The 25,243-nt window shown below is 63.9% G+C and carries 28 protein-coding genes; 15 read left to right on the forward strand and 13 right to left on the reverse strand.

The features are described from left to right. Positions 1-161 precede the first annotated feature (161 nt). The 4 genes from ACVOMB_RS16385 to ACVOMB_RS16400 all read left to right on the forward strand — a co-directional run bounded on the left by ACVOMB_RS16385 (position 162) and on the right by ACVOMB_RS16400 (position 2,813). A complete protein-coding gene (locus ACVOMB_RS16385) occupies positions 162-1,160 on the forward strand; it encodes an SMP-30/gluconolactonase/LRE family protein (RefSeq protein WP_481532151.1) in 999 nt (332 codons plus the stop codon). 59 nt (positions 1,161-1,219) lie between these two features. Next, positions 1,220-1,942, forward strand: a complete 723-nt coding sequence (locus ACVOMB_RS16390) for a hypothetical protein (RefSeq protein ID WP_481532152.1) — start codon at positions 1,220-1,222, stop codon at positions 1,940-1,942. Between the two features lie 110 nt (positions 1,943-2,052). Next, positions 2,053-2,361: an EF-hand domain-containing protein gene (locus ACVOMB_RS16395; RefSeq protein WP_481532153.1), complete on the forward strand. Its 309-nt coding sequence runs from the start codon at positions 2,053-2,055 to the stop codon at positions 2,359-2,361. Between the two features lie 53 nt (positions 2,362-2,414). Further along, positions 2,415-2,813 carry an EF-hand domain-containing protein gene (locus ACVOMB_RS16400; RefSeq protein ID WP_481532154.1) on the forward strand — a complete coding sequence of 133 codons (399 nt, stop codon included), beginning with the start codon at positions 2,415-2,417 and terminating at the stop codon, positions 2,811-2,813. A gap of 164 nt (positions 2,814-2,977) precedes the next feature. Here ACVOMB_RS16400 and ACVOMB_RS16405 read toward each other — a convergent pair whose 3' ends face one another. Beyond that, positions 2,978-4,156 (reverse strand): UbiH/UbiF family hydroxylase, encoded by a 1,179-nt coding sequence (locus tag ACVOMB_RS16405; protein ID WP_481532155.1) that lies wholly within the window; start codon positions 4,154-4,156, stop codon positions 2,978-2,980. Beyond that, positions 4,153-5,364, reverse strand: a complete 1,212-nt coding sequence (ubiH, locus tag ACVOMB_RS16410; RefSeq protein WP_481532156.1) for a 2-octaprenyl-6-methoxyphenyl hydroxylase — start codon at positions 5,362-5,364, stop codon at positions 4,153-4,155. The genes ACVOMB_RS16405 and ubiH overlap by 4 nt, the downstream gene beginning before the upstream one ends. A gap of 115 nt (positions 5,365-5,479) precedes the next feature. Here ubiH and ACVOMB_RS16415 point away from each other — a divergent pair, with 115 nt between their 5' ends. The 10 genes from ACVOMB_RS16415 to ACVOMB_RS16460 all read left to right on the forward strand — a co-directional run bounded on the left by ACVOMB_RS16415 (position 5,480) and on the right by ACVOMB_RS16460 (position 15,420). Further along, complete coding sequence (locus ACVOMB_RS16415; RefSeq protein WP_481532157.1) at positions 5,480-6,061, forward strand: hypothetical protein; 582 nt, start codon at positions 5,480-5,482, stop codon at positions 6,059-6,061. A 14-nt stretch (positions 6,062-6,075) separates the two neighbouring features. Further along, a complete protein-coding gene (locus tag ACVOMB_RS16420; protein ID WP_481532158.1) occupies positions 6,076-6,630 on the forward strand; it encodes a cob(I)yrinic acid a,c-diamide adenosyltransferase in 555 nt (184 codons plus the stop codon). Positions 6,631-6,687: 57 nt separating this feature from the next. After that, complete coding sequence (locus ACVOMB_RS16425) at positions 6,688-7,611, forward strand: histone deacetylase family protein (RefSeq protein WP_481532159.1); 924 nt, start codon at positions 6,688-6,690, stop codon at positions 7,609-7,611. 96 nt (positions 7,612-7,707) lie between these two features. Beyond that, on the forward strand, positions 7,708-10,143 hold the full coding sequence (lptD, locus tag ACVOMB_RS16430; protein ID WP_481532160.1) for an LPS-assembly protein LptD: 2,436 nt from the start codon (positions 7,708-7,710) through the stop codon (positions 10,141-10,143). Beyond that, positions 10,140-11,516 (forward strand): peptidylprolyl isomerase, encoded by a 1,377-nt coding sequence (locus ACVOMB_RS16435; protein WP_481532161.1) that lies wholly within the window; start codon positions 10,140-10,142, stop codon positions 11,514-11,516. Before lptD ends, ACVOMB_RS16435 begins: the two co-directional genes overlap by 4 nt. Positions 11,517-11,519: 3 nt before the next feature. After that, entirely contained in the window at positions 11,520-12,500 is a 981-nt protein-coding gene (pdxA, locus tag ACVOMB_RS16440; protein ID WP_481532162.1) for a 4-hydroxythreonine-4-phosphate dehydrogenase PdxA, read from the forward strand. Then, positions 12,497-13,303, forward strand: coding sequence for a 16S rRNA (adenine(1518)-N(6)/adenine(1519)-N(6))-dimethyltransferase RsmA (gene rsmA, locus ACVOMB_RS16445; protein WP_481532163.1), 807 nt, complete (start codon positions 12,497-12,499; stop codon positions 13,301-13,303). The genes pdxA and rsmA overlap by 4 nt, the downstream gene beginning before the upstream one ends. A 49-nt stretch (positions 13,304-13,352) precedes the next feature. Beyond that, positions 13,353-13,736: a Co2+/Mg2+ efflux protein ApaG gene (apaG, locus tag ACVOMB_RS16450; protein WP_481532164.1), complete on the forward strand. Its 384-nt coding sequence runs from the start codon at positions 13,353-13,355 to the stop codon at positions 13,734-13,736. Next, entirely contained in the window at positions 13,736-14,770 is a 1,035-nt protein-coding gene (locus tag ACVOMB_RS16455) for a symmetrical bis(5'-nucleosyl)-tetraphosphatase (RefSeq protein ID WP_481532165.1), read from the forward strand. Before apaG ends, ACVOMB_RS16455 begins: the two co-directional genes overlap by 1 nt. Continuing rightward, a complete protein-coding gene (locus tag ACVOMB_RS16460; protein WP_481532166.1) occupies positions 14,767-15,420 on the forward strand; it encodes a DUF1287 domain-containing protein in 654 nt (217 codons plus the stop codon). The genes ACVOMB_RS16455 and ACVOMB_RS16460 overlap by 4 nt, the downstream gene beginning before the upstream one ends. A 200-nt stretch (positions 15,421-15,620) precedes the next feature. Here ACVOMB_RS16460 and ACVOMB_RS16465 read toward each other — a convergent pair whose 3' ends face one another. From ACVOMB_RS16465 to ACVOMB_RS16510, 10 genes are all read right to left on the reverse strand, one after another. Further along, the gene (locus tag ACVOMB_RS16465; protein ID WP_481532167.1) at positions 15,621-16,112 is read right to left on the reverse strand and encodes a dihydrofolate reductase; all 492 of its coding nucleotides are present in this window, start codon (positions 16,110-16,112) and stop codon (positions 15,621-15,623) included. Then, a complete protein-coding gene (locus ACVOMB_RS16470; protein ID WP_481514025.1) occupies positions 16,112-16,906 on the reverse strand; it encodes a thymidylate synthase in 795 nt (264 codons plus the stop codon). Before ACVOMB_RS16470 ends, ACVOMB_RS16465 begins: the two co-directional genes overlap by 1 nt. Then, a complete protein-coding gene (lgt, locus tag ACVOMB_RS16475) occupies positions 16,903-17,811 on the reverse strand; it encodes a prolipoprotein diacylglyceryl transferase (protein ID WP_481532168.1) in 909 nt (302 codons plus the stop codon). Before lgt ends, ACVOMB_RS16470 begins: the two co-directional genes overlap by 4 nt. Before the next feature lie 66 nt (positions 17,812-17,877). Beyond that, positions 17,878-18,369, reverse strand: a complete 492-nt coding sequence (locus ACVOMB_RS16480; protein WP_481532169.1) for a TPM domain-containing protein — start codon at positions 18,367-18,369, stop codon at positions 17,878-17,880. Beyond that, a complete protein-coding gene (locus ACVOMB_RS16485; protein WP_481532170.1) occupies positions 18,369-19,271 on the reverse strand; it encodes a TPM domain-containing protein in 903 nt (300 codons plus the stop codon). Before ACVOMB_RS16485 ends, ACVOMB_RS16480 begins: the two co-directional genes overlap by 1 nt. A 10-nt stretch (positions 19,272-19,281) precedes the next feature. After that, on the reverse strand, positions 19,282-19,914 hold the full coding sequence (locus ACVOMB_RS16490) for a LemA family protein (protein ID WP_346499746.1): 633 nt from the start codon (positions 19,912-19,914) through the stop codon (positions 19,282-19,284). Positions 19,915-20,181: 267 nt separating this feature from the next. Continuing rightward, a complete protein-coding gene (locus ACVOMB_RS16495) occupies positions 20,182-20,931 on the reverse strand; it encodes a TerC family protein (protein WP_481532171.1) in 750 nt (249 codons plus the stop codon). Between the two features lie 54 nt (positions 20,932-20,985). Beyond that, positions 20,986-21,366: a diacylglycerol kinase gene (locus tag ACVOMB_RS16500; RefSeq protein WP_481532172.1), complete on the reverse strand. Its 381-nt coding sequence runs from the start codon at positions 21,364-21,366 to the stop codon at positions 20,986-20,988. Between the two features lie 149 nt (positions 21,367-21,515). Continuing rightward, a complete protein-coding gene (locus ACVOMB_RS16505; RefSeq protein WP_481532173.1) occupies positions 21,516-22,778 on the reverse strand; it encodes a sensor histidine kinase in 1,263 nt (420 codons plus the stop codon). A 140-nt stretch (positions 22,779-22,918) separates the two neighbouring features. After that, complete coding sequence (locus ACVOMB_RS16510; protein WP_057630720.1) at positions 22,919-23,632, reverse strand: response regulator transcription factor; 714 nt, start codon at positions 23,630-23,632, stop codon at positions 22,919-22,921. Between the two features lie 164 nt (positions 23,633-23,796). Here ACVOMB_RS16510 and ACVOMB_RS16515 point away from each other — a divergent pair, with 164 nt between their 5' ends. Beyond that, the gene (locus ACVOMB_RS16515) at positions 23,797-24,150 is read left to right on the forward strand and encodes a DMT family protein (RefSeq protein ID WP_481532174.1); all 354 of its coding nucleotides are present in this window, start codon (positions 23,797-23,799) and stop codon (positions 24,148-24,150) included. A gap of 138 nt (positions 24,151-24,288) precedes the next feature. Here ACVOMB_RS16515 and ACVOMB_RS16520 read toward each other — a convergent pair whose 3' ends face one another. After that, positions 24,289-25,215: a DUF6607 family protein gene (locus tag ACVOMB_RS16520; protein WP_481532175.1), complete on the reverse strand. Its 927-nt coding sequence runs from the start codon at positions 25,213-25,215 to the stop codon at positions 24,289-24,291. Positions 25,216-25,243 lie beyond the last annotated feature (28 nt).

The raw sequence follows: 25,243 nt of genomic DNA on the forward strand, positions 1-25,243 counted from the left end.
ACCACCGATATATACATTTTTGCTATCGTGGGCAGCTTCTTTTGTTTATATGTGACTGGGCATTACGGTTAAAACCTCTGCCGAGCATGGCTCGGCACTACATTTCATTGCGCTGGTAAAGCCTCTGCCGAGCATGGCTCGGCACTACATACCCCGCCTCCATGGTTGCCCAAGCAACCACACTCCGCTCCACCCCAAGCCTCTGGCACACTCGCGCTTCCACCAACACGGAAGTCGCCGCCATCGCCCGCCAGATCAGCCTTGCCTGCAACGCCGCCTTCGCGCTCATCACCCTGAGCAGCACTGCTTTGGCCGCCGACAACTTCATCGTCCGCGACCACGTCAGCGACGGCACCTTCACCACCGGCATCGAAGGCCCGGCGACCGGCCCGGATGGCGCGCTGTACGTGGTGAACATCGGCAAGGACGGCACCATCGGCCGCGTTGACGAAACCGGCAAGGCAACGCTTTTCCTCACTCTGCCCGAAGGCAGCATCGGCAACGGCATCCGTTTCGGCAGCGATGGCACGATGTATATCGCCGATTACCCGCGTCACAACATCCTGCGCGTGGCACCAGGCTCAACCAGCGTCAGCGTTTTCGCGCACCTGCCCGATGCGCACCAGCCCAACGATATCGCCCTTGCCCCGGATGGCACCCTCTACGCCAGCGATCCCAACTGGGCAAAGGTTGATGATGGCCAGCTATGGCGCATCGACCGCGACGGCAGCGTACATCTGCTCGAATCCGGCATGGGCACCAGCAATGGCATCGAGGTCAGTCCCGACGGCCAGCGCCTGTACGTCAACGAAAGCGTGCAGCGCAATGTCTGGGTTTACGACCGTGCTGCCGACGGCAGCATCACCAACAAGCGACTGCTGATCCGTTTCGATGACCATGGCATGGACGGCATGCGCTGCGATGCCGACGGCAATCTCTATATCGCCCGCTACGATGCCGGTGTGATCGCGGTGGTCTCGCCCGAAGGCAAGCTGCTGCGCGAGGTGCCGCTCAAGGGCCGCAAGCCCAGTAATCTCGCCTTTGGCGGCAGCGATGGGCGCCAGGTCTTCGTCACCCTGCAGGACCGTGGCGCGGTGGAAACCTTCCAGGCCGACCGTCCAGGCCGAGAATACGGCTTGCAGCCTTCAGCCGAACGCTGATCCAGTCTCAGCTGCTGCAATCCATATCAGGCATGCTGTAGCTCATGGGAGGAACCGCAATGCACAGCATCGAACTGAAGGACCCGGCCGGCTTCGGCAATGAGTTTCTGCGCCTGACTCTGATGCAGGGTTTCCAGTCACTGACCAAGCGTGATCTTGAACTGCTGATCTTCGTGTTGATCGAACGCGATGGCGCTATCAATCGCAGCGATTCCAATGCCACCGTTGCCCTGCAGCTGCGGGTCACTCCGGCCAAGGTCAAGGGCCTGCGTCGCGATGGCTATGCGCGTTGGCGGGCGCTGGTACCGGAAGAAGGTGAGGCCGCCCTGCAGCGCATCGTCGCCGCGGTGCTTACCGAGGCCAATCTGCGCTCCGGCGCAAAGCACGTCAGCGAGCGCAGTCGCAAGGAAGGTTTTCTCGCGGTCCGCATCGAGCACCCCGACGATGCCCAGCGCTTCGAGCAGGCCATCCTCGATGTCGGTGCGATCCCGGTCTATGAGCGCAACCGCGAAGTGGTGGCGGTGCGCTTCGACACCTTGCTCAACATCGCTGAACGCTGGAATTACCTGCAGCCCGATCCGCAGGCCACGCTGGATGCCTTGAAGAAGCTGGCCCCGGCCTCGGAAGAAGTCGCCGACCTGCTGAAGAAGGATGTCACCCAGCTGCGCTGGGACGATCTGCGCCGTGCGCTCAACAGCCTGGGCGCGAAGGCGATCAGCTCTACCGCCGAAGGTGGCTTGAAAGGCCTGTTGAAACTGGTTTTTCCGTTCATCCCGGGCTGAACCCTCAGCAACGATTGCAGTGTCTGCATGTTTTTTTGAGCAACAGTTAACTTTGCAGGGAAGAGCATTGCCTCGGCGATACGTCATCACCGCGAGGAAGGAGAAACAAGATGAACATGCTCCGCCTGCTGCCTGCGCTGTTGCTTTGTACAGCCATTGCACCGGCTTTCGCCCAGCAAACCGGAAAGGTCACATTGGATGAGAACGGCACCCCGGTTACCATCACCTCCGAGGAGCCGAACTCCATCAAGGGCGATTACCATATCGACTTCGCCAAGCTGGACCGCAACCACGACGGCTATATCAGCCGCGAGGAAGCCAAAGCCGACCCAACCCTTGAACGCGAATTCAACGCCATCGACACCCAGCACCGAGGCCGCCTGAGCAAGGCCCAACTGGAAGGTTGGCTGAAGAAGTAAGCGGCAAGAGGGGGTCATCATCCCGGCGATTTATTCCTGACCAAGAGGCCCCCGTGTCTACAGCCCCCCGCCTTGCCCTGCTGTTGTTCAGCGCACTGCCATTTGCCACGCTGCACGCTCAAACCGCGCCATCCCAAGGCGCGGTGACAGCGCCACTGGTGGAGGCGCCAGTACATGTCCGCGAACAGTCGTTGGCTACCGGCAAGGTCACCCATTCCACGCAGATCCTGATGCCTACCGATCAGGCGCAGGTCACCGTCCGTTCAATCCAGCCGGACAGCGTGATCGGCAATTACCACATCGACTTCGCCGCGATGGATGTGGATGGTGATGGCTTCATCAGCCGCGAGGAAGCACAGGCCAATCCGGCCCTGGCTGATGAGTTCAATGCTTTGGATACAGCGCGTCGCGGCAAGTTGTCGCGTGAGCAGCTGGCAGGCTGGTTGCGCTGACGCGTCACCTGTAGTGCCGAGCCATGCTCGGCTGGGGCTTCATCTGTAGTGCCGAGCCATGCTCGGCTGGGGCATTACCGATAGAGCACCTGCCGAGCATGGCTCGGCACTACATTGGCATTGCTGGTAAAGCCTCTGCCGAGCATGGCTCGGCACTACATTACCTACAGGCCTGATGCGCGCTTCCAGAACATCGACATCAGTGGCGGCATTTTTCCCGCTAGACCCAATAGCGCGCCACGCGCCAAGGTCAGGTGCATCTCGTCGTTGGAGAACACCTTGTTGATCGCATCGAAACTGTAAGCGGCTACCGTGTTCTCGCTGCGACGGGTACGTGCCCAGCGCTGCAGGCGGTGCGGAGAACTCCAATCCTGCCGGCGCTGCTTGGCTTCGCGCACAAGATCACGCAGGCCGGCCACATCGCGCAGGCCCAGGTTCACACCCTGCCCGGCCAGCGGATGCACCACGTGCGCCGCATCGCCCAAGGTCAGCACGCGCCCGGCGACATATGCGCTAGCCAATTGCCGGCGCAGCGGGAACGCCGCGCGCGCTGAGACCAAACGCATGTCACCCAGACGCCCCGCAAACGCATTGGTCAGCTCGCGATTGAAACTGTCCTCATCCAAGGCCAGCACGCGCTCGGCTTCGGCATCAGGCAGGGTCCAGACGATGGAACTGCGGTTGCGCTCGAACGGCAGCACCGCCAACGGACCGGTATCGAGGAAGCGCTGCCAGGCGGTGTCTTCGTTCGGCAACACGCTGTCCACATAGGCGACCACGCCGCGCTGGCCGTAGTCATGCCGGCTGACTTCCAACCCTGCCAAGCTGCGCAGGGTGGATTCGGCACCATCGGCAGCAATCGCGATTGATGCCTCCACGCGGCGGCCATCATCCAGGCGCAGGCGCACGCCCTGCGCGTCCTGCTCCATCGCTTCCACCCGCGCCGGGCAATACAGCTGCACGCCCGCAGCCGGCAACGCCGCCCACAGCCGATCCACCAGCAGGCCGTTCTCGACGATCCAGCCCAGCTCGCGCCGGCCCAGCGTGTCGGCATCAAATGTCAGATCGCCACCACCACCTGCATCCCACACCCGCATGCGTCGGTACGCACGGGCGCGGGCCTGATCTACCTGTTTCCACACGCCCAGCGATTCCAGCAGGGCGGCGTTATCGGCAGCAAACGCGAATACCCGCAGGTCCGGCTTCTGTGGCGACCACGGCGGCGGCTCGCGGCCTTCCACCATTGCTACCTGCAGACCTTCCCCGGCCAGCGCCAGCGCACACGCCGCGCCAACCACGCCACCGCCGACGATTACCGCATCCCACTGTCCGCGCCGGCTCATCGCGCCTCACTCCTGCACAACTCAGGCACCTGGCCACGGAAGCCCATCGCTCCGCCAACCAGGAAGGACTGCACCGCCGGGGCCTGCGCCGCGGCAACAAAACCCAGGCTGCGCAGCGGCCGTATCAGCGGCGTCGCATTGCTGGTCAAACGGGCAAGCCCATCGGAGAACGCCAGCGTCTGCTCGCGGTCCGGGCCACGCCGCGCCACATAGGCTTGCAACAGATCCTCACTGCCCGGGTCCTGGGCCGCGTCACCAATCAACTCGGCCAGGGTCAGCGCATCGCGCAAGCCCAGGTTGAAACCCTGCGCACCCAACGGGTGGATGGTCTGCGCGGCATTGCCCAGCAACAGCGCGCGCTCGCCAACCAACTTCTGCGCCAGTACCTGGATCAACGGGTAGGCGCTGCGCGGGCCGCTTTCCAGCAGCCGCCCGGCGCGCCAACCCACGGCATCCTGCAGCCGCGCCAGCCACGCCGCGTCATCCAGCGCCATCACCGCATCCGCCTCGGCGCGGGCGACGCCATGGACCACGCCGTAATGGCGGTCGCCACGCGGCAGCAACGCGGTCGGGCCGGTATCGGTGAAGCGCTCATAGGCGCAGCCGTCCGGTACCTTGGCCGCACGCAGCCGCGCCACAAACAGGGTCTGCTGGTAATCGTGTTCGCTGACGTCGATACCCAACGCCTGCCGAACCGCGCTGCGGGTGCCGTCGGCGCCAACCACCAGCCGCGCCTGCAGGCGCTGCTCGCCGCTGTCGTCGGCAATCAATACTTCGCGGCGACCGTCGCTGCTCGCACCCAAACCAACGAACTTCGCCGGGCGGTAGCGGGTCAGCTGCTGCAGTTCACCCAGACGGGCTTCCAGCGCCTCACCAAAGTCGCGCGCCACCACCACCTGGCCGAACGCCTCGCGGCCGTAATCGGCGGCCTGCATCAGCACCCTGCCGAAATCACCGGCGCGGCTGACATGGATGCGGCGGATCGGGCCGCCGGGGTTGCTCAGTTTCTGCATCACCCCCAGCGCGGTCAGCGCATTGATCGTGGCTGCGGCAAAGCTGAGGTTGCGTTGGTCGAATACCGCCGGCAGCGCGCCGCCCGGGGTCGCCTCGACCAGGCCCACATCCAGCCCCAGCCGGTCCAATGCGATGGCCAGGCTGGCACCAACCAGCCCACCACCGACGATCACTACGTCATGGTTCTTGCTCATGGGCCAATGATAACGGGGCTGCACCCGCCCGGTCGCCGCCGCCTTGCCGCAGTGCAACCGCCGGTTCACCCCCACTGCGGCTAGAATGGCGGTCTGATTAACGGAAATCGCCACCATGACCGCCAACGCTCAACGCGCCATCATCCTGTCCCTGCTCGTGCTGCTGATGGCCGGCACCCGCCTCAACCACTTCGCACCGATCCCGGATGCTTCGTGGGCGGTGTTCTTCATTGGCGGTTTCTACCTGCGCAACTGGACCCGCTGGGCGTTCCCGCTGCTGATGGGCCTGGCTGTTGTGGTTGACTGGGTGGTGATCTCCAACCAGGGCATGAGCTTCTGGCAGCACTACTGCGTCTCGGCTGCTTACTGGATGCTGATCCCGGCCTACTTCGCGATGTGGACCGGCGGCATGCTGCTGCGTCGCTACTACCGCAGCGCCAGCCTCAAGTCGCTGGGCATGCTGGCCGCCACCGTGATCGGTTCGGTCGCGCTGTGCCACCTGATCGCGCAGGGCAGCTTCTACTGGATCAGCGCATCGGTCGCCGAGCCGACCTTCGCTGGCTGGGCCAAAAACTACAGCGACTGGCTGCTGCCCTACATGCAGAGCGCTGCCATGTACATCGGTGCTGCCGCGCTGGTACAGGTTATGGCTGAAGCCGTCAGCAAGCAGCCGGCCGCTGGCCGCGTTGCCCACTAAGGGCGCGCTGAGCAATGGGTAACCGCCTCTCCAAGATCTACACCCGCACCGGCGACGATGGCAGCACCGGTCTGGGTGATGGCAGCCGTATCGGCAAGGATTCGCTGCGGGTCAACGCTTACGGCACCATCGACGAGGCCAATTCGGCCATCGGCGTGCTGTTGGCCGTTGACCTGCCCGAGGACGTGCGCACGCTGCTGACCACCATCCAGCACCAGTTGTTCGACCTCGGTGGCGAACTGTGCATCCCCGGCCACGCCGCCATCCATGGCGCCGACATCGACGCGCTGGAGCAGCACCTGGACCGCTATAACGATGACCTGCCGCCGCTGAAGGATTTCATCCTGCCAGCTGGCGGCGAGGGCGCGGCGCGTTGCCATCTGGCCCGCACCATCGTCCGCCGTGCCGAGCGTGAAACCGTGGCACTGGCCCGTGTCGAAGACATCCGTGCCGAAGCGGTGCGCTATCTGAACCGCCTGTCCGACCTGCTGTTCGTGTTGTCCCGCGTACTTGCCCGGGCCGGTGGCCATGGCGAAGTACTGTGGAACCACGAACGCCGTCACGGCTGATCCTCCCCTCCCATACGGCGCCGCGCACTGCGCGGCGTCGACGGTTACAGTGCGGCCATGCTGGTATTCACCCACCCTGCCTGCCTTGAACATGATCCCGGCATCGATCACCCCGAGTCGCCGGAGCGCTTACACGCCGTCATCTCAGCCCTGCGCGCCGAGTTCCCGGACCAGCTGGAGTGGCGCAACGCGCCGCCAGCCAAGCTCGGCGAACTGGCCCGGGTGCATACCCGCGAACTGATCGACGCAGTGCTGCAGGTGCAGACCGCGCCACTGCGGCGCATCGATCTGGATACCTTCAGCTCGCCCGGCTCGGCCAGCGCTGCCCTGCATGCGGCCGGTGCCGGCGTCGCTGCGGTCGATGCGGTGATGCTGGAAGAAGGTAACAAGCACGTATTCTGTGCGGTGCGCCCGCCCGGCCACCACGCCACCGCCGATACCGCGATGGGCTTCTGCCTGTTCAACAACATCGCCGTGGCCGCGGCCTACGCCCGCGACAAATACGGCCTGGAGCGCATCGCCATCGTCGATTTCGACGTACACCACGGCAATGGCACCCAGGCCATCTTCGAAACCGAGCCCAAGATCGCCTACTACAGCACCCACCAGTCGGGCCTGTTCCCATACTCGGGCAATATGCGCGAGCGCGGGGTAGGCAATATCTGCAACATCCTGCTGCCGCCGGGCAGCGGCGGCTTCCGCTTCCGCAACACTTGGGCCGACGAGATGCTTCCGCAGATCGAGGCCTTCCGGCCGCAGTTGCTGTTCATTTCGGCAGGTTTCGATGCCCACATGCGCGACCCACAGGCCGATCTGATGGTCGAAACCGAGGACTTCGGCTGGCTGACCGCCGAGCTGGTCAAGCTCGCCGAACGCCATGGCAGCGGCCGCGTGGTATCCATGCTGGAGGGCGGCTACGACCTGCAGGCCCTGCGCGAATGCAGCGTCGCGCATGTCCAGGAACTGCTCGCAAGCCGTTGATGGATGAACCCTGCCCGGCCCATCCGGCAGGCTTTCATTGCCCCCATGCAGGCGATGCGGCAAGCTAGCGACCGTTTTCCCCCGAATGCGAACCGCGTGCGCAAAGCTCTCCGCCTGCTTCCCCTGCCCTTGGGCATTGCCATCTGCCTGCCCGCCTGGGCCGACGAGAAGCCGGCCAACTGGGGCCTGTGCCCGGCCACCGACGTCTTGCCCGCCTTCGACGAGGCACCACCGGCGGACCCCGTTGCGGCGGCCAATCGCGAGCAATTGCCTACCAACATCGAAGGCAACGAGCTCACCGGTACCAGCACCATCCCGCAATACCAAGGCAATGTGCTGCTCAAGCGTGGCGACCAGTTCATGGGCGCCGATACGCTGCGCATGGACACCGAAAGTGGCAATTACATCGCCGAGGGCAATGTCCGTTATTCAGACTCGTCGATCCGGATGGTGGCCGAGCGCGCCGAAGGCAATCAGGAAACGGATTCGCACAAGATCAGCGATATCCGTTACCAACTGGTTTCCCGTCGCGGCAACGGCTCGGCCGATTCCGTCGACCTGCAGGGCTCGACCGGGCAGATGCACCACTCCAGCTATACCACCTGCGATCCCTCGCAGCCGGTCTGGAAGCTGGTAGCGCCGCAGATCGATGTCGACAATGAAGAAGGTTTCGGCACCGCCCGCAATGCGGTGCTGCGCGTGGGCAAGGTGCCCGTGCTGTACATGCCCTACTTCAAGTTCCCGATCGACGACCGCCGCATGACCGGCCTGCTCTATCCAAAGCTGAGCATGTCCGGGCGTAATGGCTTTGATTACGCGCAGCCGATTTACTTCAATCTGGCGCCGAATTACGACGACACCCTGACCCCGCGCTACATGAGCAAGCGCGGGCTGCTGCTCGACAACGAGTTCCGCTATCTGTACTCCGGCGGCCGTGGTCAGCTGGATACCACTTATATGCCGAACGATTCACTGCGCGACCGTGATCGCGGCGCTCTGTCGTACGGCGGCTATCACAACATCGACAAGAACTGGCAGGCCCGCGCCAACCTGGCCTGGGTCAGCGACGAGCGCTATGTCGAAGATTTTGCCAACCGGTTGAACGGCATCACCGCCTCCAACCTGCAGAGCACGGCCGGCCTGTACGGCACTGGCCGCGCATGGACCGCCGGCATCATGGCCGACGAATGGCAGCTGACCGATTACACGCTGACCGAATCATCCCTGCCTTACAGCCGCCAGCCGCGCCTGTTCGCCACCTGGGATGAAAACTTCGCCCACTGGTTTGAAGCCGGCGTGTATGCCGAAGCGGTGCGCTTCACCCATGACGACATCCGCCAGAAGGCGATCAATGCCGATGGCGAGTACATCCGCACCGGGGATGTCACCCGGATGTTCGGCGGCTCGCGTCTGGACATCAAACCGTACGTGTCGATGCCGTTGGGCGGCGCCGCCTGGTACATCACCCCGACCCTGGCCTGGCGCTATACCGCCTATGACCTGGAGCGCGGCCTGGCCGACAGCATCCGTGCCCAGCAGTTGCGTGCGTCGGGCATCGACCCGGCCACCGCCACTCCGGAACAGCTGCGCGGCAATACCTCGCCCAGCCGCAGCATGCCCATCGCCAGCATCGACATGGGCCTGTTCTTCGACCGCGAGACCACACTCGGCGGCAAGTCGTACCTGAATACGCTGGAACCACGGCTGTTCTACCTGAACACCCCGTACCGCGACCAGTCGGATCTGCCGTTGTTCGACACCCGCGCCTTCACCTTCAGCTGGGGCCAGCTGTTCCGCGACTCGCGCTTCACTGGCGCCGACCGCCAGAACGATGCCAACCAGCTGACCGCAGCGCTGACCACCCGCCTGATCCGTCAGGCCGACGGTCGCGAAAAGCTCTCGGCCAGCATCGGTCAGATCAGCTATTTCGAAGACTCCCGGGTCACCGTGAACCCCGGCGACCCGGTGGTGAGCGAAAGCAAGTCCGCCTGGGTGGCCGACGTCAATTGGGCCCTGACCGACCGCTGGACCCTGGGCACCACCTACCAGTGGAATCCCAAGTTCCGCAAGGAAGACCTGGCCAGCGTGCGTGCACGCTACCTGCTGCCCGACGACGGCGTGATCAACCTGAGCTACCGCTACCGCGGCAACCCCGGCGATGGCACCGCGCAGCTCAAGCAGGCCGACTTCAATTTCCTGTACCCGATCAACCCCCGCTGGAGCATCGTCGGGCGCTATTACTACTCCATGCTCGACAGCAAGCCGCTGGAAATCATTGGCGGTGTGCAGTGGGACAGCTGCTGTCTTGCAGTGCGCGCATTGGCCCGCCGCTACGTCAAAAACCGCGAAGGTGACCTCAACAATTCGTTCCAGATCGAGTTCGTGCTCAAGGGCCTGAGCTCGGTCGGGCAGAACACGGACCGCACCTTGCGCCGTGCTATTCTCGGCTACAACCGAGACGACCTCTACCTCGTTCCGCCCAGCAATATCGAGGCGAACGACGCCGACTACGATCCCAACCAGATTCCATGACCAAGACCCTTCCTGCAGTCCTCGCCACCTTGCTGGCGTTCTCCGGCGTTGCCGCCCCGGCTGTTGCACAGCAGACGCAACCGCTGGATCGCATTGCCGCCGTCGTTGATGAGGGCGTGATCCTGCAGAGCGAACTGCAGCGTGCGGTCGCCAACATCAAGGGCCAGTACGCCGGCCGTGAAGCCCAGCTGCCGCCTGAATCGGTGCTGGAACGTCAGGTGCTGGAGCGACTGGTACTGGTCAAGCTGCAGGTGGCTCGTGCCGAAAGCAGCGGTATCCGCATCAGCGATGAAGAACTGAACCACGCCATCGGCAGCATCGCCCAGCAGAACGGCACCAGCGTTGATGGTCTGCGCCAGCGTCTGAGCCAGGACGGCATCGGCTTCTCCGACTTCCGCAACTCGGTGCGCGAGGAAATCATCACCCAGCGGTTGCGCCAGAGCTTCGCGCAGAGCCGTATCAGCGTCAGCGAAGGCGAAGTGGATGCCGCGCTGGCCCAGCAGAATGCCGGCGGCGCACAGTTCCACCTGGCACACATCCTGATTGCCGTGCCGGAAGGCGCGACTGCCGAGCAGATCGCCACTGGCCAGAGCAAGGTCGATGGCGTCAAAAACCTGCTGGACAAGGGCGAACTGGACTTCTCCGCTGCCGCTGTCCGTTACTCGGACAGCCCCAACGCGCTGGAAGGCGGCGACCTGGGCTGGCGCAGTGCCGACGAAATCCCCAGCGCGTTCGCCAACCAGATCAAGACCATGAAGGCCGGCGACGTGCTGGGCCCGATCCGTGGCCCGAGCGGCTTCCAGCTGCTCAAGCTGGTGGAAACCCGTGATGCCGGCGGCGCTGGCGACAGCGGCCAGAAGGTCACCGAGTACCACGCTCGCCACATCTTGGTACGCGTCACTGACCAGGTCGACGATGCTGCGGCCAAGGCCAAGATCGAGACCCTGCGTGCGCGCATCGCTGGTGGCGCCGACTTCCAGGCCGTGGCCAAGGAGTCCTCCGACGACACCAACAGCCGCGGTCAGGGCGGTGATCTGGGCTGGTTCCCGGCCGATGCGTTTGGCCCGGACTTCGGCAAGCAGGTGGAAGGCCTGGCCGACAACGGCGTAGGCACCCCGTTCCGCACCGACGCCGGCTGGCACATCGTGCAGCGCGTGGCCAGCCGTCAGACCGACGTCAGCGACAACAACAAGCGCGCCCAGGTCCGTGAACAGATCGGCCGCCGCAAGCTGGACGACGAGTACAACCGTTACCTGCAGGAACTGCGTGGCGAAGCCTACGTCAGCTTCCGTAGCGGTGACCGTGCCGAGGGCAATGCCGATTCAGCCAGTACGCCGGCCAGTACACCGGCGGCAGCACCGGCCAAGCCCTGATCCATGGCTGCCCAGCTCGCTCTGGTTCCGGGCGAGCCCTCTGGGATCGGCCCGGAACTTTGCATACGTCTTGCCCAACAGCCGCGCAGTGACTGCCGGCTGTTGGCGTTTGCGGACCCGGATACCCTGCGGGCCGCCGCCAGCGCACTGAACCTGCCGCTGCAGTTACTCCCCGAACACGCCACCGCCAGCCGCCCCGGCGACCTGCGCCTGCGTGAAGTCCGCAACGCCAGCCCCTCGCAGTTCGGCCAGGCCGACCCGCGCAATGCGCATGCAGTGATCGATGCCCTGCTTGGCGCCGGCCAGGCCTGCCTGGACGGCAGCCTTGATGGCGTGGTCACCGGCCCGGTGCACAAGGCGGTGATCAACCAGGGCGGCATCGCCTATAGCGGCACCACCGAACTGCTGGCCAACCAGGCTGGCGTCGAGGTGGTGATGATGCTGGCCAATGACATCGTGCGCGTGGCCCTGGCCACCACCCACCTGCCGCTGCGCGACGTCGCCGACGCCATCACGGCAGACAGCCTGCGCAAGGTCATCAGCACCACCGCTGCGGCCCTGCGCCGCGATTTCGGCCTGGCGCAGCCGCGCATCGCCGTGCTCGGGCTCAATCCGCATGCCGGCGAAGACGGCCATCTTGGCCGTGAAGAGCTGGACCTGATCATCCCGCTGCTCGAGCAGATGCGTGGCGAAGGCCTGAACCTGATCGGTCCGCTACCCGCCGATACCGCCTTCCTGCCAGCCAAACTGGCCGGTTTCGACGCGGTGCTGGCGATGTACCACGACCAGGGCCTGCCGGTGCTCAAGTACAGCGGCTTCGAACAGGCCACCAATATCACCCTGGGCCTGCCCTACCCGCGCGTCGCGGTGGACCATGGCACCGCCCTGGACCTCGCCGGCAAAGGCGTGGCCGACCCCTCCAGCCTGTTTGCGGCAACAGCGTTATGCGCGCAGCTGGCTGCACAACGTAAAATCAGCACATGAATTCAGATCATTCCCCGCGCACGGGCTTCACCGCCCCGGCCAAGAAGCAGCTCGGCCAGCACTTCCTGGCGGACAAGTATTACGTCGAAAAGATCGTCATGGCGGTCGACCCGAAGGGCGACGACCGCCTGGTCGAGATCGGCCCGGGCCAGGGCGCCATCACCTTCCCGCTGCTGCGCCGCCACCCCAAGCTCACGGTCATCGAGTTCGATCGTGACCTGATCGTGCCGCTGACCGAAGCCGCCGCGCCGCTGGGCGAGCTGACCATCGTCCACAGCGACGTGCTGCGGGTGAACTTCACCGAGCTGGCCGCCGGCTCCACTATCCGTCTGGTCGGTAACCTGCCTTACAACATCTCCTCGCCGATCCTGTTCCACGCACTGGACCATGCCGCCGCGATCTCGGACATGACCTTCATGCTGCAGAAGGAAGTGGTCGACCGCATGGCCGCCGGCCCCGGCAGCAAGGTCTACGGCCGGCTGAGCGTGATGCTGCAGGCATTCTGCGAGGTGCGCGCCTTGTTCGTGGTGCCGCCAGGCGCATTCCGGCCGCCGCCGAAGGTGGATTCGGCCGTAGTGCAGCTGATCCCGCGCGACCCGGCCACGATCGGCATCAACGACCGCAAGCGCTTTGCCGACGTGGTCCGCGCCGCCTTCGGCCAGCGCCGCAAAACCCTGCGCAACGCCCTCAACGGCGTCATCGACCAGGCCCAGTTCGAAGCCGCCGGTGTGCGCAGTGATGCCCGCGCCGAACAGCTGGAAGTTGCCGATTTCATCAGGCTTGCCAACCTGCCGCACGAATAAGCGCTGCAAACACGCAATCCGATCACCTGCTTTTGCTTACACTCCTCCCATGGAAGAATCCCGCCACTACGCGATCGAGATCGAGGTCTCGCCTCGTTTCATCGACGACCAGTCGGCCCCTGAAGACGGCCGCTTTGCGTTCGCCTACACGATCCGCATCCACAACCGCGGCACCATGCCGGCGCGGCTGATCAGCCGCCATTGGCGCATCACCGACGGCGAAGGCCGGGTCGAGACCGTCGATGGCGATGGTGTGGTCGGCGAACAGCCACGGCTGCGCCCCGGCGAGGAATTCCGCTACACCTCCGGAGTGATGCTCGGTACCGAGCGTGGCACCATGCAAGGCCACTACGACATGATCGCCGACGACGGCACCGAGTTCGCCGCACCGATCGCGCCTTTCGTACTCGCCATCCCAAGGACGCTGCACTGATGGCGACCTGGGCAATTGGCGACCTGCAAGGCTGCTACGACGTTACCCAGCGTTTGCTGGAGAAGATCAACTTCGACCCGGCTGCAGACAAACTGTGGTTCGCCGGCGACCTGGTCAACCGTGGCGGCCAGTCGCTGGAAACATTGCGGCTTGTGCACTCGCTGCGCGAACACAGCGTCACCGTGCTCGGCAACCACGACCTGTCACTGCTGGCCATTGGCGCCCGCAGTGAAGAGGAGCAGCGCAAGGTCAATCCGGACCTGCAGCGCATCGTGCTGGCCGAGGACCGCGACGTGCTGCTGGAATGGCTGCGCATGCAGAAGTTGGCACACGTGGACCGTGAGCTGGGCTGGATGATGTTCCATGCCGGCCTGGCGCCGAAGTGGACCGTGGCGCTGGCCGAGAAGCACGCCCGCGAAGTCGAGCTGCAACTGCACGGCAACGGCTACCGCAAACTGTTCCGCAACATGTACGGCGACAAGCCGGCATGGTCGCCGGGCCTGAGCGGCTACGACCGCTCGCGCGCGATCATCAATATCTTCACCCGCATGCGTTACTGCACCCCAAGCGGGCGCATCGGCATGGAAGACAAGGGCACCCCGGGCACCCAGCCGCAAGGCATGTACCCGTGGTTCGAAGTACCTGGCCGGGTCGAGCGTGAACTGAAGATGGTCTGCGGCCATTGGTCGGCGTTGGGCCTGACCATCACCCAGGGCGTGCACGCCATCGATACCGGCGCAGTCTGGGGTGGCAAGCTCACCGCACTGCAACTGGATAGTGAAGACCTGCGCATCGTGCAGGTGCCGGGCCGCGATGTGCCGGTTCCGGTGCCGGGTCAGCATCCGCCGCGCAAGCCGCGCGTGGAAGCCAAAGCAGAGACAAAGCCCGAAGCCAAACCCGAGCCACGCACTGAAGCGCCCCGCCCCGAACGCAGCGGCGAACAGCGCCGCCGCCCGCGCCGCCATCGTCCGCGCGGAAGAAACGGCAGCGGCAACAACACTCCCACGCCGGACAACAACGGACCGGCTGCATGAGGCCTTGGCCATCATCAGCACTGCTGCTGATGGTCATCGCACTGCTTGCCGCGTGCCGTCCGCAAGCGGACAGCGCGCAGACCAACCCGCCGCCGCAAGCAGCAATCGAATCTGTCCCAGCCGCCCCAGCTGCGGTTTCGCCACCGCTGGTTACCGCTGCACGGGCGCAGATCGGGGTCACCACCCGCTACGATCCGGCGTATCTCTCCCTGAGCTATCCCAACGGCGACCCGCCGCCTGATCGCGGCGTCTGCACCGATGTGGTGATCCGCGCCTTGCGCACGCAGGGCATTGACCTGCAGCAACGCATCAACGACGACATGCGCGGTGCCTTCGCCGCCTATCCGCAGCTATGGGGGCTATCGCGGCCGGATCGGAACATCGACCACCGCCGCGTGCCCAACCAGATGCGCTGGTTCCAACGCGAAGGCTGGGAACTACCGATCAGCACACTCGCAGACGACTATGCCGCTGGTGACATCGTGGCGTGGAAGCTCAATGGCAATGGCCTGCTGCACGTAGGCATCGTGTCGGATCGGCGACTGGCCGATGGCACACCGTTGGTGCTGCACAACATCGCCCAGGGTACGCAGGAGCAGGATCTGTTGTTCCGGCACACGATCATTGGGCATTACCGGATGCCTGGGTGATTGACTGTCGTACGGGGCTCTTAAAGCCAAATACAAAGAGCTACCCCTCCCCAACCCTCCCCTTGGCTACGCCAAAGGGAGGGAGCTGATCCCACCGGCTACGGCATCTTGCGCAGCCAAGGCTTCTACCCCCTCCCTTTGGCGCAGCCAAGGGGAGGGTTGGGGAGGGGTAGCTTTTTAGCTCTTAGCTTCAGTACAACTCAGCGCCGCACGTAGTGCACAAACCGGAAAGCAAACGCATGCCGCTCATCAATCGCATGCGCCTGGCTGCCCACCTCACGCCACAACGCCGGATCAACTTCCGGGAAATGCGTATCCGCAGCCACCTCGGTATCCACCCAGGTCAGGTGCAGATCGGTGGCCTGATCCAATAGCAGCCGATAGATCTCGCCACCACCGATCACGCATAACTCGTCAGCGCCCTCGCCTGCCGCAATCGCCCGCGCCTCATCCAACGAAGCCACCGCACGCATGCCGGCAAACGGCACCTGGCCGCTACGGGTCAACACCAGATTGGTCCGCCCCGGCAGCGCGCGGCCCAGCGACTCGGCTGTCTTGCGCCCCATCAGGATGGGCTTGCCGAGGGTCAGCGCCTTGAAGTGCTTGAAGTCATCCGGCAGATGCCACGGCATCGCATTGTCATGGCCAATGCCACGATTGCGGTCAAGCGCGGCGATCATCGACAGCTTCATCACACCGCCACCGGCGCCTTGATTGCCGGATGCGGGTCGTAGCCGTCGATGCGGATGTCGTCGAACTGGAAGCCGAACAGATCGGTGACTTCCGGGTTCAACCACAGCTTGGGCAGCGCGCGCGGTTCGCGTGACAACTGCTCGCGTGCCTGCTCGTAGTGGTTGGAATAGATATGCGCGTCACCCAGCGTGTGCACGAAATCGCCAACGCCCAGCCCGGTCGCCTGCGCCACCATATGCGTCAGCAAGGCATAGCTGGCGATATTGAACGGCACGCCGAGGAAGATGTCGCCGCTGCGCTGGTACAGCTGGCAGCTGAGCTTGCCGTCGACCACGTAGAACTGGAACAGGTTGTGGCAGGGCATCAGCGCCATCTGCGACAGCTCGCCCACATTCCAGGCACTAACCACCAGCCGACGCGAATCCGGATTGCGCTTGATCTCATCCACCAGCCACTGCATCTGGTCGATCTCGCGGCCATCGGCGGTAGCCCAACTGCGCCACTGCTTGCCGTAAACCGGGCCGAGGTCGCCATTGGCATCGGCCCACTCGTCCCAGATGTTGACCTTGTTGTCCTTGAGGTAGGCGATATTGGTATCGCCCTTCAGGAACCACAGCAGCTCATGGATGATCGAGCGCAGGTGCAACTTCTTGGTGGTGACCAGCGGGAAGCCCTGGTTGAGGTCGAAGCGCATCTGCCAGCCGAACACGCTGCGCGTGCCGGTGCCGGTGCGGTCGGACTTCTCGGTGCCGTGCTCCATCACATGCTGCAGCAGATCCAGATATTGCTTCATGCCTTCTTCTCTTCCAGTGGGAGCACCGGTTGCAACACCGGCGCGCGGCGCGACATTGCCAGCAACACCAAGCCCAACACGATCAACGGCAGGCTCAGGATCTGGCCGCGGGTCAACCAATCAAACGCTACATATACGCCGTTGTCGGGCATGCGCACGAACTCGACCAGGAAGCGGAAGCTGCCGTACATCAACGCGAACAGGCCGGACACGGCGTAACGCGGCCGTGGTTTCATCGAGTAGAACCACAGCACCAGGAACATCACCAGGCCTTCCAGCAGCGCTTCATACAACTGCGAGGGATGGCGGGCGTACTGGCTGAGCAGGCCGGCAACATAGTCCTGCTGGATCTGCGCCGCCGATAGCAGCTGCTCCATCGCCGGCAAGCCAGCGGGGATGTCCTTCAGCGGCGAATGCGGGAAGATCACGCCCCAGCCGGCATTGGTGAACTTGCCGTACAGCTCGCCACCAATGAAGTTGCCCAAGCGACCGAAGCCAAGGCCCAGCGGCACCAGCGGCGCAACAAAGTCGATGGTGTCGAAGAAGTGCAGCTTGTGCTTGCGTGTCCACCACCAGCCGGCGATCAGCACACCAAGCAAGCCACCGTGGAAACTCATGCCACCTTCCCAGACCCGCAGTAGGATCAGCGGATTGGCGAGGAAGTCGGCCGTTGCGTAGAACAGCATGTAGCCGATGCGTCCACCCAGCACCACGCCCAGCATCGCGTAGAACAGCAGGTCGGAGAACCCGTTCATATCCACGCCCGGCAAGCGCCCAGCGAGGATGCGTGAGCGGCCCAGCCACCACGCGGCGGCAAAGCCAAGTAGGTACATGATGCCGTACCAGTGCACATCGATCGGACCTAGCGAGAAAGCGATGGGGTCTATGTCATGAAGAAAGAGCATGCGGGCACTGTCAGGCGAACCAGCCCCTATTCTCGGGGTAGCGGCCCTTGCCACTCAACCCATGGTTCAGCCGAACACCTGCGGGCGGTCAGGTAGCTCATTGCGGGCGCGCCCTGCCGGGTCGGGTGGAAAGTGCGCCGACAGCAGCTGCGAGACCTCGGCCACCGCTGCCAGCACTGCTTCCTCGCGGGTATTCCCGCTGATCTGCCCCCGCAGGTGATCGCAGATCAGCTGCCACTGCGCCGCATCCACCCGCGCCTGCAGCCCACGGTCGGCGACAATCTCGATGGCATGGTCGGCCAGCAACAGATAGATCAACACGCCGTTGTTGGCCTCGGTGTCCCAGGTGCGCAACAGCGCGAAGGCATGCTCGGCGCGGGCACGTGCACTGGTGCCCTTCCACAACAGCGCCAGCGGCAGGTCGGACTCAACCGCGAACATCACCTGCCCACTGTGCAGCCGCTCACCGTCGGCAATGGCACGGGCGATCCGGTCCAGGCTCGGCTCCGGAAATGCAGCATGCGCGGAGGGAGCGAAGAAATGTCGTAACCAGCGCATCACCAGCTCCCCGAGGCGCCACCGCCTCCCGAACGTCCACCACCACCGCCCCAACCACCGCCTCCGCCGAAGCTTCCACCGCCTCCGCCAAAGCCGCCGCCACCGAAACCGCCTCCGCCGCCCCAGCCACCACCGCTGGCGAAACCGCCGCTGGAGCCTTTGCCCAGTGACAGCAGGAACGCCACCAAGCCGGCGATGCCACCGCCAACCACCGATAGCAGCAGCCAGCCGGCAGCACCGGCGACCAATCCAGATACCACGCCACGAATCGGCCGCGGCAGCTTGGCCAGCAGCATGCGCATGAAGGTGGAAGCAAACACACCAATCATGATCGCGAAGAAGAAGATCGAATCACCACTACCACCGCCACCATCGCGGTTGCTGCTGACCGGTGTCGGCAGTTCCTCGCCATCGATGATCTTGACCAGCACCGCACTGGCAGCAGTAACCCCGCCGGCGTAATCGTTCTGGCGGAAGTGCGGCACCAGGTATTCCTGGATCACCCGGTTGGCGATCGCATCCGGGATGGCACCTTCCAGACCGTAGCCCGGCTCGATCCGCACCCGGCGGTCGTCCTTGGCCACCAGCAGCAGCACACCGTCATCCACACCCTTGCGGCCAATCGCCCACTGGTCGAACACGCGGGTGCTGTATTGGGCGATGTCCTCAGGCTGGGTGGTCGGCACGATCAGTACCTGCAACTGCGCACCCTTGCGCTGCTGCAGGGCAATAGCCTGCTGCTCCAGCGCCTGCTTCTGCGCCGCATCGAGGGTGCCGGTGGTATCGACCACCGGCGAATCCAGCGGTGGGATCGGCGCCAACTGCTGGGCCAGCAGCGGGCCAGCCCAGCCGAGGCCGAGCAGGCAGAGCAGCAAGCCGCACCGTTGCAGCAACGCGCTCATCGCGCGCGGCTCACTGTGCCGGGGCGGGCTGCGGCGGCGTCTGCTGCGGCGCTGCCGGCTGGGTGCCGAAGCTCACGGTCGGCGGCTGCGCGATCTGCGCCTCGTTGTCGACAGTGAAATTGGGCTTGGCCGCATAGCCGAACATCTTGGCGGTGATCACCTGCGGGAACGAGCGGATGTAGGTGTTGTAGTCCTGCACCAGCTGGATATAGCGGCCGCGGGCCACGGTGATACGGTTCTCGGTGCCTTCCAGCTGTGCCTGCAGGTCACGGAAGTTCTGGTCCGACTTCAGCGTCGGGTAGTTCTCGCTGACCACCAGCAAGCGCGACAGCGCGCTGCCGAGCTCACCCTGGGCCTGCTGGAACTGCTTGAGCGAATCGGCATCGTCGGCATTGACCTGGATCTGCCCGACCTTGGAACGGGCATTGGTGACCTCGGTCAGCACCTGCCGCTCCTGCTGGGCATAGCCCTGCACGGTATTGACCAGGTTGGGGATCAGGTCTGCACGGCGCTTGTACTGGTTGACCACTTCGGACCAGCCGGCCTTGACCGCCTCATCCTTCTGCTGGATGGCGTTGTAGCCACAGCCGGAAATGGAAATCACCGCGATGACAAGCAACATCAGGCGAAGGTACTGGCGCATGGGTCGGACCCTGGATGGCTGGAGTGCCGAGCATGCCACGTTGCCTGTTCAAGGTTTGCAAAGACCGCGGGGCCACCAAAGCCCCGGGCCCAGCTGTTGTGGGGGGGACGTCAGCCGCGAAGCCGGTGCAGCTGTAGTTGCGGGGATGCCCGCAATCTGAAGGATGGTCAGCTTCGCGGCTGACGCCGCTCCCACAAAAAACAAAAGGGCCGGCAATGCCGGCCCTCCAGGTCAGGTTCTCGGCCGGCAGTGCCGACCTTCAAACACTTACCAGTTGTCCGAACCCGGTACGTGGTGGGCCTTGGCGTTGCGGCGCATCAGCAGGTTCAGCCATTCCACCAGGATCGAGAAACCCATCGCCGCATAGATGTAGGGCTTGGGCACGTGCACGTCCAGACCATCCAGCACCAGCACCGCGCCCACCATCAGGATGAAGGCCAGCGCCAGCAGCTTCACGGTCGGATTGGCATCGATGAAACGGCCCAGCGGGTTGGCCGCCAGCAGCATCACCGCAACCGACAACAGCACCGCACAGACCATCACCGGCACATGCGAGGCAATGCCAACGGCAGTGATCACCGAGTCCAGCGAAAACACGATGTCGATCACTGCGATCTGCGCGATCACCATGCCGAACGACGACGCCACCTTGGTCGTGGTCGGGTCTTCATCTTCACCGCCGGTAACCAACTCGCGGATTTCCTTGGCACCCTTGTAGAGCAGGAACAAGCCGCCCACGATCAGCACCAGGTCACGGATGGAAATCCCCATGCCGGCCACGGTGAACAGGTTCACCTCCATGTGCGCCAGGTAGGCCAGCGAGATCAGCAGCATGATGCGGGTGATGCAGGCCACCGCGATGCCGACACGACGCGCCAGCGGGCGCTGTTCTGGCGGCAGGCGACCGACCGCGATGGAGATGAAGACCAGGTTGTCGATGCCGAGCACGATTTCCAGTGCGCTGAGCATGAACAGGGTGACCCATACGTTCGGGTCGGCTAGAAACTCAAGAGACATGCGAACAATCCTTCAATAAAACCATTGCGTCAGCGCCACCCGGCGGCTGACTTGTCAAAAAACGCGCGGCAGCAGAATCAGGCCCCAGCACAGCAGCACGTTCATCATCAGCACGAAGACCGCGGCCGAGCCCATGTCCTTGGCCCGGCCTGCAAGCACGTGGTACTCCGGGCCGTAGCGCTCGATCACCGCCTCGATGGCCGAGTTGGCCAGCTCCATGGCGATCACCAGCAGCATCGAGCCGATCATCAGTATCTGCTCCACCGGGTTCTGGCCCAGCCAGATTGCCAGCGGTGCCAGCACCACGAACAGACAGACTTCCAACCGGAACGAGGACTCATGCATCCAGGCCGCACAAAGCCCCTGCCAGGACCACTTGGCTGCCTTGAGGATGCGTCCGGGGCCACGCGGCATATGCCCGATCTGATCAGCCATGCGACACCTTGCCAGTTGCCGCGCCGCGGCTGCGCAAAACCTTGGAGGCTGAATAACCGCTCATGGGGAATGACACCGGTAGCGTGAGATTAGCCGCCAATTTTGCCACATCTGGCCATTGCTTACCGGCGCCACCGCAAAACCGTGTCTCAACGATACAGCAGGGTCGCGGTGGTGCCCTGCCCTTCACGGCTATCCATCTCGATGCGCCAGCCACAGCGCTCACACAGGCGGCGCACGATCGGCAGGCCCAGGCCCAGCCCCTGCTGACGGCCACCGTCGGCCCGGTAGAAGGGCTCGAAGATCCGCGCCAGCGCCTCGCTGCTCATGCCGATACCGGTATCGCGGACCACCACCTGGCCCGGCATCACCCGCACCTCCACCTCGCCAACGTCGGTGTACAGGCAGGCATTGCGCAGCAGATTGGCCACTACCACGTGCATCACCCGCGGCGGCGCCATCAGCATCTGGCTGCCTTCAACCAGCACCCGCAGCTGCACCGGCTTGCCCTGCAACAGCTCTTCAACGTTGGCGGCCTCGTAGCGCACCACCTCACCAACATCGAACAGCTCCGACTGCGGCTCCACATCCACCTCGCGGGCAAGCAGCAGGAAGGCATCGATCACCGCCTCCATGTCGCGGCCTGCACGCTGGATGCGCTGCAGGCTGCGCTGCAAGCGCGGGGGCAGCCCGGAATCGGCCAGGGCCATGTCGCTGGCCATGCGGATCACGGTCAACTGAGTACGCAGCTCGTGACTCGCGTCACGAGTGAAATTGCGCTCGCGCGCCACGTGATCGGCCACCTTCCCGGCCATGTCATGCAGGGCCAGCGCCAATTGCCGGGTCTCGCCCTGCACCTCCGGCGGCAAGCGCTCCGGTGCCAGTTCATTGGCATCGGGGTGGCGTGGATCCCACAGCGATACCCGTCGTGCCAGCCAGCTCACCGGCGCCACCAGCCGCGACGAGGCCCGATAGGTCAGCCACGACGCCGCATGGATGGCCAGCAAGATCAACAAAACCCCTGCCCATACGGCCGCGCGGTGTACCGGCGAACGCTGGAATACCAGATACAGCCGTCCTTCCGGATGCTGATCGACCAGCACCAGCTGATCGAAGGACTCCAGCTCATGAAAACCCGGTGCCAGTGCACGCAACTGCGCAGGCACCACCGTATCAGGCTGCCCGGCGGGGTGCAGATAGCCGCGGATACGCAACGTGTTGGGCGGGGCCAGGTCCGCGGCCTGTGCACTCTGCTGCCAGTAGTACTGCGCTTCGTTCTGCAGGACCGCGTTGATCAGGCCGTACTTGATCACCAGCGCCATCAGATAGCCACCAAGCAACACTGCCAGGCTCGCCAGCAGCGCCTGCAGGATGAATGCCATTCTGATCTTCCGCGGTAACCCGTACGACATGCGCCCCCCCCCCGAAGCCCGGGTGATTATAGGGACTGGACTGGCGCCGTCGCAGAATTACCTGACAAGAAAAAACCGCCGCGACTCATGTTCTGCGGCGGTTCTTCAAAACACAGGTGCCAGTACACGCCCCCTGCAGATCAGCCCATGGACTGACCGATGTCGGCAATCCGGTAACCGGCACTCTGCACGGTATGCAGCAAGGGGCGGTCGAAAGGCTTGTCGATGATCTTGCGCAGGTTGTACAGATGGCTGCGCAAGGTATCCGAATCAGGCAGGCCATTGCCCCAGATTTCGCGCTCGATCTCCTGGCGGGTCACCACCCGCGGCGATTCGCGCATCAGGATGGTGAGCAGGCGCAGCCCGATCGGCGACAGTTGCAGCTCGCTGCCGGCACGGGTGGCACGCATGCTGACCGGGTCCAGCACCAGATCGGCGACCTTCAGCACTTCCGCCCCCACCTGGCGGCGCTCGCGGCGGATCAGTGCACGCAGGCGTGCTTCCAGCTCCTGGATCGCGAAGGGCTTGGTCAAGTAGTCATCAGCGCCATAACCAAGCCCGGTGAGCTTGTCGTCCAGCGTGTCGCGTGCGGTCAGCATCAGCACCGGCGTGGACTTGCGTGCTTCGTTACGCAGGCGGCGGCACACCTCGATGCCGTCCAAGCGCGGCAGCATCAGGTCCAGCACTACTACGTCGTAACTGTTCTCAGCGGCCAACCGGTAGCCATCCAGGCCATCGGCTGCGTAGTCCACTTCGAAACCCTTGCCTTCCAGATATTCGCCAATCATCTCGGAGATATTGCGGTTGTCTTCGACAACCAATACAAGCCCGGACGATTCCTTGGTCTGTCGCATGGAGCCTCCTTAGTCTTCAGCTTTGTGAAAGATGCCGCACTCCTGGTGGATTTCGTGTGAAGACGCCCTTACGCGTCATTGGTATCAACTGAAACTTATTCAACGCAGACAAGCGCTTGTCCGTCCCCGCCCTATGCTATCGCCCCACCTTGATGAAACTGGCTATGGCCGCCCCGTCTTTTACTGCCTATCTCTACCCGGTACTGCTGCTGGTTGCCAGCAACGTATTCATGACCATCGCTTGGTATGGCCACCTGAAGTTCAAGACCGCCCCATTGATGACTGTGATCCTGGTCAGCTGGGGCATCGCCTTCTTCGAGTACTGCCTGCAGGTGCCGGGCAACCGCATGGGCAGCGCGGTGTACTCGGCGCCACAGCTCAAGGGCATGCAGGAAGTGATTACCTTGGTGATCTTCGCGGTGTTTTCCGCCACCTACCTGGGGCAACCACTGAAGTGGAACCACTGGGCGGCGTTTGCGCTGATCGTGGTGGCGGCGCTGCTGATGTTCAAGGAATGAGCCCAGAGGTGTGATGTGGGAGCGGCGTCAGCCGCGAAGCTGGTATCAATGGAATCACCGACATGCCGGTGACCTGATCGACCATTAGCTTCGCGGCTTATGCCGCTCCCACAAAGTCAAAAAAGCAAAAAACCAAACTTACTTCGCGGGCTCCACATACTTGGCAAACACCGCATCGATTTTGCCGGTGTCCAGCGCCGCGCCGCCCTGGATCTCTTCGGCCTGCTGGAACAGCGGCATGATCATCGCCATGCCGTCGAGCTTGGTCTTCAGGTGCACGCCCGGCGGCTGGCCGAGGAAGCCATCCCAGCGCTGCCGCACCTGCGCCCAGAACGGTGCGGTGGCAGTCCAGTAATCGCGCGCAGGCTTGAAGTTCACTTCGGTGGTCTTGATGTAGTCGTTGAAACCGAATTCGCGGGCGATCTCGACCTGGCTGCCGTCCGCATTACGCTGCACCTTGGTGTTGAACTGTTCGTGGGTCCAACCATTGGGGGTCAGCGTGTGCTGGTTCACCACTGCCAGCGCGTTGTAGTCGCTGCGCCTGGTGTATTCGCGACGCGGCAACGGACGCCAGCTCAGGTCACTGGTCCAGGTCGGCACATTGTTGTTGTAGCTCCAGCGGCCGGTACCGCAGTAGCGCGGTGCGTCGCTGACTTCGTAGACGCACTGCGTCCACGCGCCTTGATTGAGCGCAGCTGGAATGGCGCGCACCGTCCAGGTCTGGTCGGCAGTGAACTCAAAGCGCTGCGGTGCTTCGTAGACCCAGTCCTGGCGCCAATGCTTGGTGACGTGGCCGCTCTTGGTATCCACCAGCAGATGCTGCAGCACGATGCGCTGCGGCGTGTCTTCAACCACGATCACCACTTCATCACCACCGCTGCGCATCGCCGCTGCGCGTTCGTAGCCGGGCTTGAGCAGCACGGTTTCATCGAAGGCGAAGTCCACCGTGTACTCACCCTGCATCTTCAGGATGCTGTCGTGGTCGCGGGCGATATCAGCAATGGCGGCGCTGGCAGCGGTGCTGACAAAAAGCAGCAGCGGCAGGCTGGCGGAAAGCAGCTTCATGGGTGTTCCTTATGTGGATGAAAGGGAT

Source organism: Stenotrophomonas sp. STEN018 (genome assembly GCF_056760235.1).

Coding starts and splice junctions, on each gene's coding strand:
- ACVOMB_RS16435 (WP_481532161.1), top strand. CDS start 10,140: ATGACCAAGACCCTTCCTGCAGTCCTCGCCACCTTGCTGGCGTTCTCC.
- pdxA (WP_481532162.1), top strand. CDS start 11,520: ATGGCTGCCCAGCTCGCTCTGGTTCCGGGCGAGCCCTCTGGGATCGGC.
- ACVOMB_RS16395 (WP_481532153.1), top strand. CDS start 2,053: ATGAACATGCTCCGCCTGCTGCCTGCGCTGTTGCTTTGTACAGCCATT.
- ACVOMB_RS16420 (WP_481532158.1), top strand. CDS start 6,076: ATGGGTAACCGCCTCTCCAAGATCTACACCCGCACCGGCGACGATGGC.
- ACVOMB_RS16415 (WP_481532157.1), top strand. CDS start 5,480: ATGACCGCCAACGCTCAACGCGCCATCATCCTGTCCCTGCTCGTGCTG.
- ACVOMB_RS16490 (WP_346499746.1), bottom strand. CDS start 19,914: ATGCGCCAGTACCTTCGCCTGATGTTGCTTGTCATCGCGGTGATTTCC.
- ACVOMB_RS16480 (WP_481532169.1), bottom strand. CDS start 18,369: ATGCGCTGGTTACGACATTTCTTCGCTCCCTCCGCGCATGCTGCATTT.
- ACVOMB_RS16470 (WP_481514025.1), bottom strand. CDS start 16,906: ATGAAGCAATATCTGGATCTGCTGCAGCATGTGATGGAGCACGGCACC.
- ACVOMB_RS16425 (WP_481532159.1), top strand. CDS start 6,688: ATGCTGGTATTCACCCACCCTGCCTGCCTTGAACATGATCCCGGCATC.
- ACVOMB_RS16465 (WP_481532167.1), bottom strand. CDS start 16,112: ATGAAGCTGTCGATGATCGCCGCGCTTGACCGCAATCGTGGCATTGGC.
- ACVOMB_RS16460 (WP_481532166.1), top strand. CDS start 14,767: ATGAGGCCTTGGCCATCATCAGCACTGCTGCTGATGGTCATCGCACTG.
- ACVOMB_RS16510 (WP_057630720.1), bottom strand. CDS start 23,632: ATGCGACAGACCAAGGAATCGTCCGGGCTTGTATTGGTTGTCGAAGAC.
- ACVOMB_RS16405 (WP_481532155.1), bottom strand. CDS start 4,156: ATGAGCCGGCGCGGACAGTGGGATGCGGTAATCGTCGGCGGTGGCGTG.
- ACVOMB_RS16515 (WP_481532174.1), top strand. CDS start 23,797: ATGGCCGCCCCGTCTTTTACTGCCTATCTCTACCCGGTACTGCTGCTG.
- apaG (WP_481532164.1), top strand. CDS start 13,353: ATGGAAGAATCCCGCCACTACGCGATCGAGATCGAGGTCTCGCCTCGT.
- ubiH (WP_481532156.1), bottom strand. CDS start 5,364: ATGAGCAAGAACCATGACGTAGTGATCGTCGGTGGTGGGCTGGTTGGT.
- lgt (WP_481532168.1), bottom strand. CDS start 17,811: ATGCTCTTTCTTCATGACATAGACCCCATCGCTTTCTCGCTAGGTCCG.
- ACVOMB_RS16520 (WP_481532175.1), bottom strand. CDS start 25,215: ATGAAGCTGCTTTCCGCCAGCCTGCCGCTGCTGCTTTTTGTCAGCACC.
- ACVOMB_RS16455 (WP_481532165.1), top strand. CDS start 13,736: ATGGCGACCTGGGCAATTGGCGACCTGCAAGGCTGCTACGACGTTACC.
- ACVOMB_RS16500 (WP_481532172.1), bottom strand. CDS start 21,366: ATGGCTGATCAGATCGGGCATATGCCGCGTGGCCCCGGACGCATCCTC.
- ACVOMB_RS16385 (WP_481532151.1), top strand. CDS start 162: ATGGTTGCCCAAGCAACCACACTCCGCTCCACCCCAAGCCTCTGGCAC.
- rsmA (WP_481532163.1), top strand. CDS start 12,497: ATGAATTCAGATCATTCCCCGCGCACGGGCTTCACCGCCCCGGCCAAG.
- ACVOMB_RS16390 (WP_481532152.1), top strand. CDS start 1,220: ATGCACAGCATCGAACTGAAGGACCCGGCCGGCTTCGGCAATGAGTTT.
- ACVOMB_RS16505 (WP_481532173.1), bottom strand. CDS start 22,778: ATGTCGTACGGGTTACCGCGGAAGATCAGAATGGCATTCATCCTGCAG.
- ACVOMB_RS16485 (WP_481532170.1), bottom strand. CDS start 19,271: ATGAGCGCGTTGCTGCAACGGTGCGGCTTGCTGCTCTGCCTGCTCGGC.
- ACVOMB_RS16495 (WP_481532171.1), bottom strand. CDS start 20,931: ATGTCTCTTGAGTTTCTAGCCGACCCGAACGTATGGGTCACCCTGTTC.